Source organism: Falsiruegeria litorea R37 (assembly GCF_900172225.1).
Lineage (GTDB): Bacteria > Pseudomonadota > Alphaproteobacteria > Rhodobacterales > Rhodobacteraceae > Falsiruegeria > Falsiruegeria litorea.
In genome coordinates, this window is record NZ_FWFO01000001.1 from 2,527,542 (window position 1) to 2,543,400 (window position 15,859).

Genomic DNA, 15,859 nt, shown 5'->3' on the forward strand with positions numbered 1-15,859 from the left:
CCCTGCCCCCTTGGTGCATGTTGTTGACGCCCCTCTTACCTTGCCCCTCGCATCAAGCCAAGTGTCGGAAATGCGTCATTTGCCTGCCACAACTGTGCTAAAGTTAAAAAAAGTGATCTGAACTGTTCGGTTTAGTGTAGACATCACGAAACCGAGACCCCATGTGGTGGCCAAGTGTCGACAGCGGCGCGTGGGACAGAACCAAGGACTTTCAGGAAGGCGCGACATGCGATTGATCCCTTTCATCACCGCAATTCTGGTAACAGCCGGTCTATATCTGGCTGTGTTTGAGCGCGAGAAACTGCTCGCATTTGCCAAGGGCGATGCGGCCCAAGCGCAAGAGGCCGCTGCACCAGAGGCGGCCGAAGAAGCAGGCGAAGCCGTAGCGCAGGCCAGCGAAAGCGCCGTTGGCGTGGTCGCGCTGAAATCCGTGGCGCGTCAGATCGACAGCGCCGTGGTCCTGCGCGGCCAGACCCGCGCCATACGCCAGGTCGAGGTGCGCGCCGAAACATCTGCCGTCGTGGTTTCCGAGCCCAAGCGCAAAGGGGCCTTTGTCGAAGCGGGCGATCTGCTGTGCCAGTTGGACACCGGCACCCGTGACGCCGTGCTGGCCGAAATGAACGCCCGCAAGCTTGAGGCGGAAAGCCGTGTGCCCGAGGCCGAAGCCCGCCTGGAAGAAGCCAAGGCTCGCCTGCTTGAAGCTGAGATCAACAACAACGCGGCGCAGAAACTGTCCGAAGGCGGCTATGCTTCGGAAACCCGTCGCGTGGCGACCGAGGCCGCTGTAAGCTCGGCAGCGGCCGGGATCGAAAGCGCGAAATCGGGGCTTGAAGCCACCAAAGCCGGGATCGAAGCTGCCACCGCCGCTGTGGCAGCCGCCGAGCGTGAGATTGCGCGCCTGTCGATCACGGCCCCCTTCCGTGGCCTGCTGGAAAGCGATACCGCCGAGATCGGCAGCCTGATGCAGCCCGGCACCCTGTGCGCAACTGTCATCCAGCTGAACCCGATCAAGGTGGTGGGCTTTGTGCCGGAAACCGAGGTGAACCGCGTGACCGTGGGCACCCCCGCCGGCGCCCGTCTGGCCACAGGGCTCGAGGTTCAGGGCCGTGTCACCTTCCTCAGCCGTTCGGCAGATCCAACCACCCGTACTTTTGAGGTCGAAATCACTGTTCCCAACGACGAGTTGCTGATCCGCGACGGCCAAACCGCCACCATCGGCATCGCTTCGGACGGAACGCTGGCGCACCTGCTGCCGCAGTCTTCGCTGACGCTGAACAACGATGGGCAATTGGGGGTGCGCGTGGTTGGTGCGGGCAACATCGTGCAGTTCACCGCCGTATCGTTGATCAAGGACCACGCCGACGGCGTTTGGGTCAGCGGTCTGGGTGAACAGGCCGACGTGATTGTCGTGGGACAAGAATTCGTGACCCAAGGCGTCCGTGTTGAGCCCACCTATCGGGAGGCCGCGCAATGACCGGCATCGTCGACTGGGCCGCGTCCCGGGCGCGGATGGTCATAGCCTTCATCATCATTTCGCTGGTGATCGGGGGCTATTCCTATGTGAACCTGCCCAAAGAGGGTGAGCCGGACATCGACATCCCGATGCTCTTCGTCTCGACCCAGTTTCCGGGCATCTCGGCGGAAGACAGTGAAAACCTGCTGATCAAGCCGATGGAAACGGAAATGGTGGATCTGGATGGTCTGGACAAGATCACCGCCACCGCTGCCGAAAACTATGCCGGTGTCCTGCTGGAGTTCGAGTTCGGCTGGGACAAGTCCGCCACCATTGCAGATGTGCGCGACGCGATGAACACCGCGCAGGCCAACTTTCCCGATGGCGCCGAGCAATACACGATCACCGAGATCAACTTCTCGGAATTCCCGATCGTCATCATCAGCCTGACGGGCGCGGTGCCTGAACGCACCATGGCGCGCATCGCCAAAGAGCTGCAGGACGACATCGAAGCGCTGGATTCCGTGCTCGAGGCCGGGATCGCAGGCAACCGCGACGAGATGCTCGAGGTCGTCATCGACCCGCTCCGACTTGAGGCGTACAACGTCACCGCAGCCGAGCTGATCAATGTGGTAAACAACAACAACCAGCTGATTGCGGCTGGTGAAGTTGAAAGCGAACAGGGCACTTTCTCGGTCAAAATCCCCTCGTCGTTCAAGACCGCCGAAGACGTGTTCGACCTGCCGGTCAAGGTCAACGGCGACCGGGTTGTCACCTTGGGCGAGCTGGCCCAGATCAACTATACTTTTGAAGACCGCGCAGGCACCGCGCGTTTTGATGGGGAATCCACCGTCGCGTTGCAAGTGGTCAAGCGTAAGGGCTACAACCTGATCGACACTGTTGAGCAGGTCAAAGAGGTTCTGGCCCAGTCCCGGTCAGAATGGCCCGAAGAGCTGAAAACCGCGATCCAGGTTGACACCTCGAACGACCAGAGCCGCGTTGTCGGCTCGATGGTGAGCCAGCTTGAGGGCTCGGTTCTGACGGCTGTGGCACTGGTGATGATCGTGGTTCTGGCCAGCCTTGGCAGCCGCGCCGCGTTGCTGGTGGGTTTTGCCATCCCGACCTCGTTCCTGCTGTGTTTTGCCTTTCTCGCGCTCATGGGGGTCAGCATCTCGAACATCGTGATGTTCGGTCTGATCCTTGCGGTGGGGATGCTGGTCGATGGCGCGATTGTTGTGGTGGAATACGCCGACAAGCGCATCAAGGACGGCATTGGTCCGATGCACGCCTATGTCGAGGCCGCCAAACGCATGTTCTGGCCGGTGATTTCGTCCACGGCCACAACGCTCTGCGCCTTTCTTCCGATGCTGTTCTGGCCAGGCGTTCCGGGTGAGTTCATGGGCATGTTGCCCGTGACGCTGATTTTTGTTCTTTCGGCCTCGCTGGTGGTTGCTTTGGTTTATCTGCCCGTTGTGGGCGGTGTCTCGGGCCGTATCAGCCGGACCTTTACCACTGCGTCGAACTGGCTGCGGGCCCGCACGCCCTGGTTTGTGCGCGCCATCCTGGTGCCCCCGGCTTTGTACGGGATGTTCCTGGGCGCGATGCAGATGCTGAACCCCGACTATTTCTTGCCTGGGGGGACAATTGCAGGCGCGTTGTTTTTTGTTCTGTCCGCGTTTGCCGCATCGATCACACTCAGCGCGGCCAAGATCACATTCGAAACCCGCGAGGTCCGCACTCAGGCAGGGCACACTCCGTTCGGCCATTTGGTGAAATTCCTTGTCGGCAACCCGATCATGCCGATCGTGTCGATCGCCGCCGTCTTTGGCGCTGTGTTTTATGTGGTCGCCATCCTCTTCCCGGCCAATTCGCGCGGGGTCGAGTTCTTTGTTGAAAACGAGCCCGAACAGGCCACCACCTATGTCCGCGCGCGGGGCAACCTGTCGCTGACAGAAAAAGACGAGATGGTCCGCCAGGTCGAAGAGGTTATCGCGGCCCACCCCGCCGTGATCAACGTCTTCTCCTTCGCGGGCGAAGGTGGGTTGGACACCGGCGGGCCGGGCGGCGGACAGTCGCCTGCCGACACCGTTGGTCAGGTCCAGTTCGAGATGATCCCATGGGAAAACCGCCCCACCGAGACCGAGACGTGGTTCTATGGGTTGCTGACCCGCGAGGTGACAGCGACCGAATATGACGGCAACACGGTGATTGACGAGATCAACGTCGAGCTTGCCAAACTACCTGGCATCGTGGCCGAGGTTGCGGCGCTGGAACAGGGCCCTGGCTCGGCCAAGCCGATCCACCTGCGCGTCAAAGGCGACGATTGGGAGCAACTGGTCACAAGCACGGCTGAGGCGCGCGCCCATTTCGACACGGTCCCCGGCCTGATCAAGATCGAAGACACGCTGCCCCTGCCCGGCATCGACTGGGAAATCTCGGTCGATGTGGCCAAAGCGGGCCGCTATGGCGCAGACGTGGCAACCGTGGGCGCGATGGTGCAGCTGGTGACACGCGGCATCCTGCTGGGTGAAATGCGCCCCAACGACAGCGACGAAGAGATCGAGATCCGCGTCCGCCTGCCCGACAGCGACCGGGTTCTGTCGACGCTCGACACGCTGCGGGTGCGCACGCCGGACGGTCTGGTGCCGCTGGCAAACTTCATCACCCGCAAGCCGGTGGCGAAACTGTCGGAGATCAAACGTGTCGATCAGAAACGGTACTTTGACGTAAAATCGGACGTAGAACCTGGGCTGATCAGCCTGGAACAGACCGCTGACGATGACAGCAAGAACCGCCTTGCGGTCCTGCGTGCAGTGCCCGAGGGCGCATCAGCTCAAGGCCCTGCTGTCACCAATGCCGCGGGGGCAGAATTCGATGTCGTGACCTTCCTGAACGATGCAGACCTCGACGCATTGACCACCGCCATCGACGACGGTGCGCAGTTTGTGCCGATCAACCCCAATGAACGCATCGGCGTGCTGACCGAGTGGCTGGAGGCCAACCCCCTGCCCGCGGGGCTGGAATGGGAATGGACCGGGGATCAGGAAGAACAGGCCGAAAGTCAGGCCTTCCTGTCCAGCGCCTTCCTTGCCGCGCTCGGGCTGATGTTCGTGATCCTGCTGGCGCAGTTCAACAGCTTCTACAACTCGGTCCTGGTTCTGCTGGCGGTGATCCTGTCGACCACAGGTGTTCTGATCGGGATGATGGTGATGCAACAACCCTTCTCGATCATCATGACCGGCACCGGCATCGTGGCTCTGGCGGGGATCGTGGTGAACAACAACATCGTTCTGATCGACACCTATCAGGAATACAGCCGCTATATGCCCCGGATCGAGGCGATCATCCGCACCGCCGAGGCGCGTATCCGTCCGGTTCTGCTGACCACCATCACTACGATGGCCGGTCTGACACCGATGATGTTCGGCCTGTCCTTGGATTTCATCGGTGGCGGCTATTCCATCGACAGCCCCACGGCGCTGTGGTGGAAACAGCTGGCAACAGCGGTGGTCTTTGGTCTGGGCATTGCAACGGTTCTGACACTGATCGTGACGCCCTCGTTCCTGGCGTTGCGGGTCTGGTTCACGACCTATGCGGTCTGGTTCTTCCGCATGCTGGCCCGCGCCACCCGTGGCCGCTCCAGCCGGATCGCCCGCGACATGCGCCTGAACAAGTCGGCGAAGAAGCTGCAAGCGACCGAGATCATCTGGGAAGATGCGCCGGTGTCAAAGTCCAAGCCCGAGGCCGAAGAAGACCTGCCCAAAATTGGGGGGCCCTTGCGGGCAGCCGAGTGATTGCAGCGTTTCGACAAGTGAGGTCTCGCAATTACCTTGCAATCGAAACGCTCAAAGCATCCACTGAATGGGCAACAGCCCCATGATCCACACCACCGCGCGGCTCAGCGCGGTGGTTTTTGGTTCGCGGGGGTAGACGCGCTCGGCTCCCGTTTGGTCCGTCTCGATCCAGTGCAGGTCTCCACTGGCACCCCGCTCGACCAGATAGGCACGCTCTGGCAGTTGTCGATCCAGACCACGCGCCATCCCCCCCGCCAGATCCGCGCTGTCGATCAGGAACCCCATTTCCGTGTTCAGCCGCGCCGAACGGGGGTCAAAGTTGAACGAGCCCACAAAGATCAGCCTGCCGTCGATTTCAAACGTCTTGGCATGCAGGCTGGTGTTCGATGAACCGACCAGCCCGAATTGCTCCAACAGGTCCGGTTTGACCTGATCTGATTTCAGCTCGTACACCTCGACCCCGCCGTCGATCAAACGGTCGCGATAGGGCACATAGCCCGAATGCACCGGCAGCACATCAGTGGCCTCTTGCGCGTTGGTCAGGGTGCGCACCCGGATCCCATCACTCGCCCAGGTGGTCAGCACCTCGGTAAATCGGTTGCCGGGCACAAAATAGGCCGAGATCACGCTGACTTCGACCTCTGGCCTTGGCAGCAGCTTGATCAGTCGCGTCATCATCAGGTCGTCGTCCTGCGCCGCCCCCTGCCCTTTGACCGGGCTGTCGCTGACCATCTGCATCGGCACCCAGTCAAAGCCGCGCGCATCGTCGAGCAGTTCCTCCATCAGGTGCGAGGCACGGACGCTGTCGGCATAAGCCGCACCGCCGGGCCGCGCTTTGACCTGCGCGACCGAGGCCGCCAGCAGGCCGCCCCCCGCGGGTCTGGGCGTCAATACATCCGAAACCGGAACCGCCGAGGGGCTGGCCCAATACAGATCGAAGTCCGAAGACACATCCGCCGCCGCGTCCCCGATGGCCACCACATCCATGTCGAAATAGTTCACCCCTTCGCTGCGCGAGAAATAGATGTCCCCCACATTGCGCCCGCCCACAACGGTTGCCACCCCATCCACGGTCAGGCTCTTGTTGTGCATCCGACGGTTGATGCGACCGAAATCCAGCACGTATGACACCATGCGCGGGCTGCGCAGCATGAAGGGGTTGAACAGACGCACCTCGATGTTTTCATGCGCGTCCATCTCGGCCAGTTCCGGATCCAGATCGGGCGTCCCGTTGTCATCGAGCAGCAGCCGCACCCGCACGCCGCGCTCTGCCGCGCGCTGCACCGCATCCAGCAGCAGCAGACCAGTGATGTCCTTTTGCCAGATATAATACCGCACATCGAGGCTCTGCTCGGCGGCATCAATCAGCAAGAGCCGCGCGGCAAAGGCTGCCGCGCCATCCTGCAACCCCGCCACGCCCGAAATGCCAGGGTTCTGATCCATCAATGGCAGCACAACCCCACCCAAAGTGGTGTCCGTACTGGCAGGCAAAGCGGTGGAATTCGCGCGATCCGGATCATGGGGCACCGAAAACAACCATTGAAAGCCAAAGCTGGCGACGATGTAAACAAGCGTCGCAAAAATCAGAAATCGCAGGATTTTCAGCATTCAAGACTCCGGGCTGCAAGATGCAATCCGGTTCAAACTAGCCGCGCAATGTGCGTTGGTGCAACAGACCTCAGGCCGCGTCGGCGTCTGCCTGTTGCCGGTTCCACAGCTGCGCATAGCGCCCTTTACGATCAAGCAGCTCGTCATGAGTGCCTTGCTCGGCAATCTCACCCTTGTCCAAAACAACAATGACGTCAGCCTCGGCAATCGTGCTCAGCCGGTGCGCAATGGTGATGACCGAACGCCCCTCGCCCGCCCGGGCCAGTGCCTCCTTGATGTCTTGTTCCGTTTCGGTATCCAGCGCGCTGGTCGCCTCGTCCAAGAGCAGGATCGGCGGGTTCTTGAGCAAGGTGCGCGCGATGCCCACACGCTGTTTCTCCCCACCCGACAGCTTGAGCCCGCGTTCGCCGACCTTGGTGTCATAACCTTCGGGCAGACCTTCGATGAAGTCGTGGATCTGCGCGGCGCGGGCCGCGGCCTCGATCTCATCCTGGGTTGCATTTTCGCGCCCGTAACCGATGTTGTAGCGGATGGTGTCATTGAACAGCACGGTATCCTGCGGCACCACGCCGATGACCTCATGCAGGCTGCGGAGCGTCACGTCGCGCACATCTTGCCCGTCGACTTTCAATGCGCCACCGGTCACATCATAGAACCGAAAAAGCAGCCGCCCGATGGTGGATTTACCGGACCCGGTAGACCCCACGATGGCCACCGTCTTGCCCGCAGGTACGGTCAGCGATACGCCTTTCAGGATCTCGCGCTCGGGATCATAGCCAAAGCGCACATCCTCCAACGTGATCTCGCCCCCATTTACCTGCAACGGCTTGGCACCGGGTTTGTCGGACACTTCCGAGGGTTGTTCCAGCAGGTCGAACATCTCGCCCATATCCACCAGCGATTGCCGGATTTCGCGATAAACAGTGCCCAGGAAATTCAACGGCACGGTGATCTGGATCATATAGGCATTGACCATGACGAAATCGCCCACCGTCAGGCTGCCACCTTGCACCCCAACAGCAGCCAGAACCATGACGCCCACAAGACCGGCGGTGATCAGCAGAGACTGACCAAAATTCAGAAAAGCCAGCGAATAAGACGTCTTGAGCGCGGCGCGCGCATAGGCCCGCATCGACACATCATAGCGCTGCGCTTCGCGCTCTTCGGCGCCAAAATACTTGACCGTTTCGAAATTCAGCAGGCTGTCGATCGCCTTTTGGTTGGCGTCCGTGTCCTGATCGTTCATCTCGCGGCGCAGCTTTACCCGCCATTCGGTGACGGCAAAGGTGAACCAGATATAGAGTGCGATGGTGACGGCCACGATCACCAGATACCAGACGTCAAACAGCCACAGCAAGATTACCGCGATCATCAACAATTCCAGGATCAGCGGCCCGATGGAAAAGAGCATGAACCGCAACAGGAATTCGACACCCTTGACGCCACGCTCGATGATCCGGCTGAGGCCCCCGGTCTTGCGCGTGATGTGATAGCGCATCGAGAGGCGGTGGATGTGGCGGAAAGTTTCCAGCGCAAGCGCCCGCAAAGCCCGTTGACCAACGGGCGCAAAGATCGCATCGCGCAGCTGTTGAAAGCCCACGGTCATCATTCGCGCCACGCCATAAGCTACGGTCAGCCCGACGGCCCCCAGAGCCAGCGGCGGCACCCCTTCCCCGGCAAGGCCGTCCACCGCGCCCTTGTACAGGATCGGCGTGTAAACAGCGATGATCTTGGCACAAACCAGCATCACCAAGGCCAACACGACCCGCCGTTTCACCCAAGCCTCGTCATCAGGCCACAAATAGGGCGCCACCTTGCGCAAGGTGCGCCACCCCGAGCTGCGCTCGGCGTCAGTTACACTGTCGTCAGAATGGGTTGGCGCACTGCGTCGCATGGCCTGCCTTTTTCTTGGTCACATCGGACATGATGGCCCAATGGGGCCTGAATGCAATGCCGTTCGGGGCTATTCGGGGATATTGAACACCTGACCGGGATAAATCAGATCCGGGTTGCGGATCGCATCTCGGTTGGCCTCGAACACCTTGACGTAGAGCACCCCGTCACCATAGCGCTCGCGCGAGATGGCCCAAAGGGTATCGCCCTTTTGCACGGTCACAGCACGGATGGCCACCGTCTCAGGCGCAGCACCGGATGCTGGCTCTTTAGGTGCCAAAACTTCGGGCGCTTCGCGTTTGAACGGGGTTTCCAGACGGCTAAGAACCACGTCACCGGGACCAAGCTCATCCACGCGCAGGGTGTAGATGCCCGGGCTCACGTCATCAAGCTCTCCGCGCCAACGCCCTTCGGTGTCGGTGATCACGTCCGAGACCGCGAGGTTGTCCAGATACACCCGTACCAATGTGCCCTGTGTGGCACGGCCGGTCAATTGCACGTCGCCCGCGTCGGAATACCCGATGGTATCCAATGCGATTTGTGCCGTGGCTGCGGGTTCCGCAGATGTCGGTGCCTGAACGAGTTCGACGCCCGCCTCATCCGATTTCAGGATCGCAACCGCGCGCGGCGCGTCGTCAACCGTTTCGTCGGCCGTTTCGTCGGCCCCTGACGCGGTTTCATAAGTTTCAGGCTCCGCTTCGGCCTCATCCGTAGGTTCACTGGTCGCGACTGGGGTCGTGGTTTCCTGAGCAGCTTCTTCGACCGTTTCCTCAGATGGTTCAGCCGTGTTTTCCGCCTGCTCAACGTCTTGGATCGGCTGAGGTGCGGTATCTTCCACCGCAGGCTCCGCTTCGGTCACTTGCTCGGGCTGCGCTTCTTGCGTGTTGGCAATCTGCGCTTCTTCGGCCTTGGGTTCTGCCTCCACCTCTGCCGAGGTATCCTGTTTTGTGACTTCGGCAACTGCGTCTGGCTGAGGGGTCTCAGACGTGGTCTCTGCACTCTCTTGCTGCGGCTCGGGGTCCGCTTGGATCTCTGCCTCGGCCACCTGGACGGGCCGCGGTTTGGGCAGCGCCGCCAACAGGTAGTCATCCGATTGAGCGGTCTGCCCATCAAGCTCCGCCACCAGGCTCAGGCCGCGCGGTGCGTCGCTGAACGGCAGGGTCAGGAACAGGGCAAAAGCCCCGCTGCGGTCGACTTGGGCGTGTTCGATTTCTTGCCCATCCAAACGCACAGACAGAGTGCTGCCGGGCGCGGCCTTGCCGGCCAGAACGGCGCTGCCGTCCGGTTCGATGCGGATGGTGTCCAGCGCCGGAGCGGCCAAGGCGGGCGCGGCGGGCTCTGGCGCCGCCTGTGGCTCTGGTGCAACGTCCGGCAGGGCTTTGACCGTCTCTTCTGTGGCAGGCGCAGCCTCTTCCTGTGGCTCATTGCTCTCTGCAACCGGCTCGGATTCGGGTTCGGCTGCTTGTGGCTCGGGCTTGACCTCGACCGTCTCGGTCGCCGGTTGTGACGGTTCGGGGTCTGCGACCTGCTCAGCTACGGGCGCTTCGGCCTCAGTCTGGGCCGGTTCAGCGGGTTTGGTCGGCTCAGGCACGGGCTTGGGTTCGGCCACAGCAATCTGCTCGACCTCTGGTTCTGGTGTCAAAACCCCTGAAAAATATAGACCTGCCGCCCCGGCGACGGCCACACCGCCTGCCACTACGACCCATCCAAAGGCGCTCAGCCCGCCAGCTCCGGCACTCGCTGCCATGTTCTTCCTTCCCCATCCGCGGCGTCTGATCTGGGCCCCACCCCAAACCGGTAACCGCGCAGTTGAGCCAGCCATGCAATCCCGCTATCAGGGGGCAAAACATGTGTTTCATTCCACCTGAAAGGCTTGCCCATGACTGTCAAATCCGTCTGTGTGTATTGCGGATCGCGCTTTGGAGCAATGCCTGCGTATGAAGACGCAGCTGAGAGCTTTGGCACGATGCTGGCAGAGGAAGGCTGGCGGTTGGTCTATGGCGCGGGCGACGTGGGGCTGATGGGGGCCGTTGCGCGCGCAGCCCAAGCCGCAGGTGGTGACACGTTTGGCGTCATCCCCACCCATCTTTTGAACCGCGAGGTGAGCAAGACCGACCTCACCAGCTTTGTCGTGACCGAGACGATGCACGAGCGCAAGAAGGTGATGATCATGAACGCCGATGCGGTGGTTGTGCTGCCCGGCGGCCCCGGCTCTCTGGACGAGTTTTTCGAGGCGCTGACCTGGCGCCAGTTGGGTCTGCATGACAAACCCATTCTGGTGATGAATGTCGATGGCTATTGGGACAAGCTGCGTGATCTGATGGATCAAACCATGGATCAGGGCTTTGCAGACGCATCCTTGGGTGACTTCGTGACGTGGGTTGAAACCCCCGAAACCACCATGGCCGCCCTGCGCGCGGCCCTGTCCTGACGCAAGGCCGAGACCGAGAACACTGCAAGTGCCACCCAGATCAGCGGAAATGCGATGGCGTGCCATTGTGAAAACGGCTCGGCAAAGACCACCACAGCGCACATGAATTGCAGCGTCGGGTTGATGTATTGCAGCACGCCCAGAGTCGACAGCGCCACCCGACGCGCGGCATAGCTGAACAGGATCAGCGGAACGGCGGTCAGAGGGCCGGACACCATCAACAATAGGCTGGTGGTCAGGTCCGTGCCAAAGCTTCCCTGCCCCTGCAGGTGAAACCAGCCCATCACCATCAGCCACAGCGGCAGCACCAGCAGAATTTCGGCGGTGACCGAGATCACCGGCCCCAAAGCCAGCCCCTTTTTGATCGCCCCATAGAGCGCAAACGTGGTCGAGATGAACAATGCGATCCAAGGCGCCACACCCAGCCCCCAAGTCAGGATCACCACCGCCAATGTCGCCAAGGCCACCGCCAGCCACTGCCCCATGGCCAGTTGTTCGGCAAACCAGAATCGCGCGATCAGCACCGCCATCAACGGAAAGATGTAGTATCCCAACGAGGCCTCGGTCGTCTTGCCGATCTGGATGGACAGGATGAAGCAGAACCAGTTCGTCGCCACCATGAGCGAGGCGACGAACAAGAGCAGCACCTGTTTGCGACCGCGCAAGGCTTGGCGCAACTCGCCCATCCGGCCCTGCAAGAGCAGCAGCACTGCAAAGAAAACCACGGCCCATAGGGTGCGATGCGACAGCAACTCGGCCGGGGGCACGTGATCAAGCAGCTTGTAATAAATCGGCGACAGCCCCCAAACCACGCAAGAGGTGACCATGGCCAAAACGCCGCTCAATGTCTGGCTCATCCGCAATCCCCTCTTTCATCCGCAGGTGTGACCGGGGACTAGGGTAATGGCAAGAGGGCTCAGGCTTGCCAGTCGTATTTGCGGCGGTCCGGGTCCATAAAGTGTTCGACCATGACCGGTGTGGCCATGTCGTAAGCCTCGCGCAACGGCAGATCGAGATGCTGGCGCAGTGTCTGCTTGCCCTTGCTGACCGTCCCCGGCACACGGGTGGCCAGTGTCGTAGCAAGGTCATGAACGTGCTTAGGCAATTGATCGGCTGCCAGAACCCGGTTGATCAACCCGTTGACCAAGGCCCAATCGGCGTCATAGACGGCGCCGGTCAGGGCCATCTCCATCACCGCCTTGCGCCCGATAGCGCGAGAGACAGCGACCGCAGGCGTGGTGCAGAATCCGCCGTTCTGAACGCCCGGCAGACAGAATGTGGCATCAACCGAGGCATAAGCCAGATCACAGGCCGCCACCATCTGCAGACCGGCCGCCGTGGCAATCCCTTCGACCATGGCAATCGTTGGTTTGGGACTGTGTGTGATGTCGATCATCATTTCAGAGCAGGCCTGAAACAGATCCTCGACGTATTCCCGCCCCTCGTCTGCGTCTGCGCGGTGACGGGCGATCTCTTTCAGGTCGTGGCCGGCACAGAATATCCGCCCCGATCCATGGATCACGATCACCCTGACGTCGTCTGCCTGTCCCGCCTGCACAATGACGCCGTGCAACGCCGCGATCATCTCACGTGACAGTGGATGCGCAGGCGCGCGGCCCAAAGACACTGTCAAAACGCCCTGATCCAGGGCTTGGGTCACCAGCGGCTCGGCAGTCATTTGGTTCATGATTGTCTCCTCTGATCGCAACAATGCCCTGTGCGGTCTCAAGTTGACAGCCCAAAACCTCAGCTCGAGATCTCTACCACGGTGATTTCCGGTACCACACCAAACCGCACCGGCAGGATCGAACAGCCAATACCGCCCGAGACCACTAGATCGCGCCCCTTCTCGTGTACATGGCCATAGGCAAACCGGTTACCGAACCGCGACGGCACGACCGGGGACCAGCCGAACAGGCGCACCTGTCCGCCATGGGTGTGGCCCGATAAGGTCAGTGCCACCTGATCTGGCACGCGGGTAAAGATATCGGGCTCATGCGCCATCAAAACCACGGGAGCATCATCGGTGATCTGGGCCATGGTGCCCGGCAGATCATCCAGCCCGGCCCATCGACCATTGCGCCGGATGGCTATCTGATCCTCGAGACCGGCCAACCAGATGCCCGGCCCTTCGAGCCAAGTGGAATGGTTCGACAGCACGCGAATGCCCTGTGCCTCTAGCGCTTGCGCATAGAGGTTTGGCCCTCCTCCGCGCCGTTGAGCTTCGAGATCGTCCCACCAGTCGTGATTGCCCAACACCGCATAAACCCCGTGGCGCGCGCGGCATTCGGCCAGAATGGGGGCGACGTCTGCAATCTTGACAGGTTCGGTGATAAACTTATGCCCGGCGGCATAGTCCCCCAGCAGCAACACCAGATCAGCGTCCAAAGCATTGACACGTTTGACAATTTGACGAATGCGCTTGAGGCCGACAAAAGGCTCGCCCACGTGGAGATCGGAAAGCACAACGATCTTGAGCGGTCGGGCCGTCCAGTCCGCTCGCCTAATCCGCCACCGTCTGACCCGCAGCCGTAGCGCCGGTTCGATGAAGAACCCGTAGAGGGCAGCAAAAAAGCCTGCCAGCGTCACCGCCAGCAGGCCCCGAAGAAAACCTCTTCGCGTCATTCGCGATTACATTCGCGAGGCAACGTTTTCCCAGTTCACCAGATTGTCGAGGAAGTTCGACAGGTAAACCGGACGCTTGTTGCGGAAGTCGATGTAGTAGGAGTGCTCCCACACGTCACAGCCCAGCAGAGCGGTCTGGTTGAAGCACAGCGGGTTCACGCCGTTTTCGGTCTTGGTCACGGCCAGCGAACCGTCGGCGTTCTTGACCAGCCAGCACCAGCCCGAACCGAACTGACCGGCACCGGCGGCCGCGAACTGCGACTTGAACTCGTCGACCGAGCCAAAGTTCTCGACCAGAGCCTTTTCCAGCTCGCCCGGCATCGCGCTTTCGCCCGGGCCCATCATTTCCCAGAACTGGTTGTGGTTCCACAGCTGGCTGATGTTGTTGAAGATGCCGTTTTGCGCAACAGCGTTGGCGTCATAGGTGCCTACGATGATCTCTTCCAGCGACTTGCCGTCCCACTCGGTGCCCGCAATCGCCGCGTTGCCGTTGGTGACATAGGCGTTGTGGTGCAGGTCGTGGTGATATTCCAGAGTTTCCGCCGACATGCCCTTGGCAGCCAGAGCGTCGTGTGCGTAAGGAAGATCAGGAAGTTCAAAAGCCATGGTGGCCCCCTGTATAATAAATGTTGCGGTTCCCAAGGTTACATGCTTTGACCACGCGCGCAGGTCAAGGGCCGAGAGGCGAAAACAACGACAGGGAGGCAGGGCAATGCTGACAAAGCTGCGCAAAATGGTCTATCGCGCGCGTGGGTATTACGCGGGTAACCTGAACGGCGAACCCTTCCGTCTGGACCCCTATCATTCGAAATTCTGGCGCAAAGCCTCGGCTGGCACCTGGGAGCCCGAGACCTTTAAAATCCTGGATGAGCATCTGTCCATGGACCGCGACTATCTGGACATCGGCGCATGGATCGGCCCCACAGTTCTGTATGGCGCCCGCAAGGCGCGCCGGGTGATGTGTTTCGAGCCCGACCCGGTGGCGTTGCGGCATCTGCTGTGGAACCTGGAACTGAACGACATCCGCAATGTCTCGGCCTTTGGCGTGGCGCTGTCGGACAGTTTTGGCGTGACCCGCATGGCGTCAATGCATGGCGAGGCGGGCGATTCCACTTCATCACTCTTGAATGACGGCACCCACGGCACGGACGCGCTGACCATCAGCTGGGATCAGTTCGCAGGGGCCAATGACCTGTCGAAAGTCTCATTGGTCAAGATGGACATCGAGGGCGCGGAATACGGCGTTCTGCCGTCGCTATTGCCCTGGCTGAAAGAGCACCGCCCTGCCCTGTATCTGTCGACCCATGCGCCATATCTGGATGAAGATACACGGACCGAGCGGACCCGGCAACTCATGTCATCGCTGTCCTTCTATGGCAGTTGCACAGACGAAACCGGTGAACCGGTGACCTCCGAACATTGGGCCACACCCCAAGCGCTTTCCGGCTTCCGCAGCTATATATTCAAAGATTGAAAACCAGGTTTTCCTGAAAGAGCTTCAAGATTTCTTCTGCGGCAATCCTTTGACTTTCTTGCAGGATAGATTGCCGATCACTGTCCCACCATCGACCAATCGGGAGGGAATATGCGAGCGGATCGTTCCGGTCATCGTGGCAGGATCGAACACGACTTTCATATTCCCACCCATTTGGAAGCCTTCAGTGGTCGGGACCTGCATCCGCCACGCCAACGTCACACTTCCATCCTCGGCAAAGGTCTGCTTGGCCTTTGCGATCTTTCCATAGTGATAGTTGAGGGGGTCGACGGCGCGGCCCTTTTTCGCTCCGTCGATGATCTGAAACGCGACATCGTCCGGCCTGAACCCCTTGGAATGGCTCTTTGAAAAGTCCGTATCGCACAAATAAATGTTGGCGGAATCGGCTAAAGTTTGCACGGGTACCAAAAACAGTGTCGATACAACTATTGCAAGCGTGATACGAGGTGAAATCAAGTGGCCACTCCAAACAGAAATATTGTGACAGCGGCGCACTTCTCAATAAAAAACAGCCCACTGTATCCAGTGAGCTGTGTAAGTGACGCCAATTAGATTCGCAA

The 15,859-nt window shown here is 60.5% G+C and carries 12 protein-coding genes; 4 read left to right on the top strand and 8 right to left on the bottom strand.

Features of this window, described 5'->3' with window-relative positions; genetic code table 11:
• Window positions 1-226: 226 nt before the first annotated feature.
• Window positions 227-1,474, top strand: coding sequence for an efflux RND transporter periplasmic adaptor subunit (locus tag TRL7639_RS12335; protein WP_085795942.1), 1,248 nt, complete (start codon window positions 227-229; stop codon window positions 1,472-1,474).
• Complete coding sequence (locus TRL7639_RS12340) at window positions 1,471-5,247, top strand: efflux RND transporter permease subunit (RefSeq protein ID WP_085795943.1); 3,777 nt, start codon at window positions 1,471-1,473, stop codon at window positions 5,245-5,247. The genes TRL7639_RS12335 and TRL7639_RS12340 overlap by 4 nt, the downstream gene beginning before the upstream one ends.
• 51 nt (window positions 5,248-5,298) lie before the next feature.
• On the opposite strand, the gene TRL7639_RS12345 is transcribed toward TRL7639_RS12340, so the two are convergent.
• The 3 genes from TRL7639_RS12345 to TRL7639_RS12355 form a co-directional block, all read right to left on the bottom strand.
• Complete coding sequence (locus TRL7639_RS12345) at window positions 5,299-6,855, bottom strand: phospholipase D family protein (protein ID WP_085795944.1); 1,557 nt, start codon at window positions 6,853-6,855, stop codon at window positions 5,299-5,301.
• Between the two features lie 70 nt (window positions 6,856-6,925).
• A complete protein-coding gene (locus TRL7639_RS12350; protein WP_085795945.1) occupies window positions 6,926-8,749 on the bottom strand; it encodes an ABCB family ABC transporter ATP-binding protein/permease in 1,824 nt (607 codons plus the stop codon).
• 69 nt (window positions 8,750-8,818) lie between these two features.
• Window positions 8,819-10,495, bottom strand: a complete 1,677-nt coding sequence (locus TRL7639_RS12355) for a LysM peptidoglycan-binding domain-containing protein (RefSeq protein WP_110647124.1) — start codon at window positions 10,493-10,495, stop codon at window positions 8,819-8,821.
• A gap of 132 nt (window positions 10,496-10,627) precedes the next feature.
• On the opposite strand from TRL7639_RS12355, the gene TRL7639_RS12360 reads away from it, so the two are divergent.
• Complete coding sequence (locus TRL7639_RS12360; protein ID WP_085795947.1) at window positions 10,628-11,179, top strand: LOG family protein; 552 nt, start codon at window positions 10,628-10,630, stop codon at window positions 11,177-11,179.
• Here the strand turns inward: TRL7639_RS12360 and rarD are convergent.
• From rarD to TRL7639_RS12380, 4 genes are read right to left on the bottom strand one after another with little or no spacing between them, the layout of a single operon-like run.
• Complete coding sequence (rarD, locus tag TRL7639_RS12365; RefSeq protein ID WP_085795948.1) at window positions 11,086-12,036, bottom strand: EamA family transporter RarD; 951 nt, start codon at window positions 12,034-12,036, stop codon at window positions 11,086-11,088. The genes TRL7639_RS12360 and rarD overlap by 94 nt on opposite strands.
• A 59-nt stretch (window positions 12,037-12,095) precedes the next feature.
• Window positions 12,096-12,866: an enoyl-CoA hydratase-related protein gene (locus TRL7639_RS12370; RefSeq protein ID WP_085795949.1), complete on the bottom strand. Its 771-nt coding sequence runs from the start codon at window positions 12,864-12,866 to the stop codon at window positions 12,096-12,098.
• Between the two features lie 59 nt (window positions 12,867-12,925).
• On the bottom strand, window positions 12,926-13,804 hold the full coding sequence (locus tag TRL7639_RS12375; protein WP_085795950.1) for a metallophosphoesterase: 879 nt from the start codon (window positions 13,802-13,804) through the stop codon (window positions 12,926-12,928).
• A gap of 6 nt (window positions 13,805-13,810) precedes the next feature.
• On the bottom strand, window positions 13,811-14,410 hold the full coding sequence (locus TRL7639_RS12380; protein ID WP_085795951.1) for a superoxide dismutase: 600 nt from the start codon (window positions 14,408-14,410) through the stop codon (window positions 13,811-13,813).
• Between the two features lie 106 nt (window positions 14,411-14,516).
• Here TRL7639_RS12380 and TRL7639_RS12385 point away from each other — a divergent pair, with 106 nt between their 5' ends.
• Window positions 14,517-15,278: an FkbM family methyltransferase gene (locus tag TRL7639_RS12385; RefSeq protein WP_085795952.1), complete on the top strand. Its 762-nt coding sequence runs from the start codon at window positions 14,517-14,519 to the stop codon at window positions 15,276-15,278.
• A gap of 24 nt (window positions 15,279-15,302) precedes the next feature.
• Here TRL7639_RS12385 and TRL7639_RS12390 read toward each other — a convergent pair whose 3' ends face one another.
• Window positions 15,303-15,755, bottom strand: coding sequence for a hypothetical protein (locus TRL7639_RS12390; protein ID WP_133057651.1), 453 nt, complete (start codon window positions 15,753-15,755; stop codon window positions 15,303-15,305).
• Window positions 15,756-15,859: the final 104 nt, after the last annotated feature.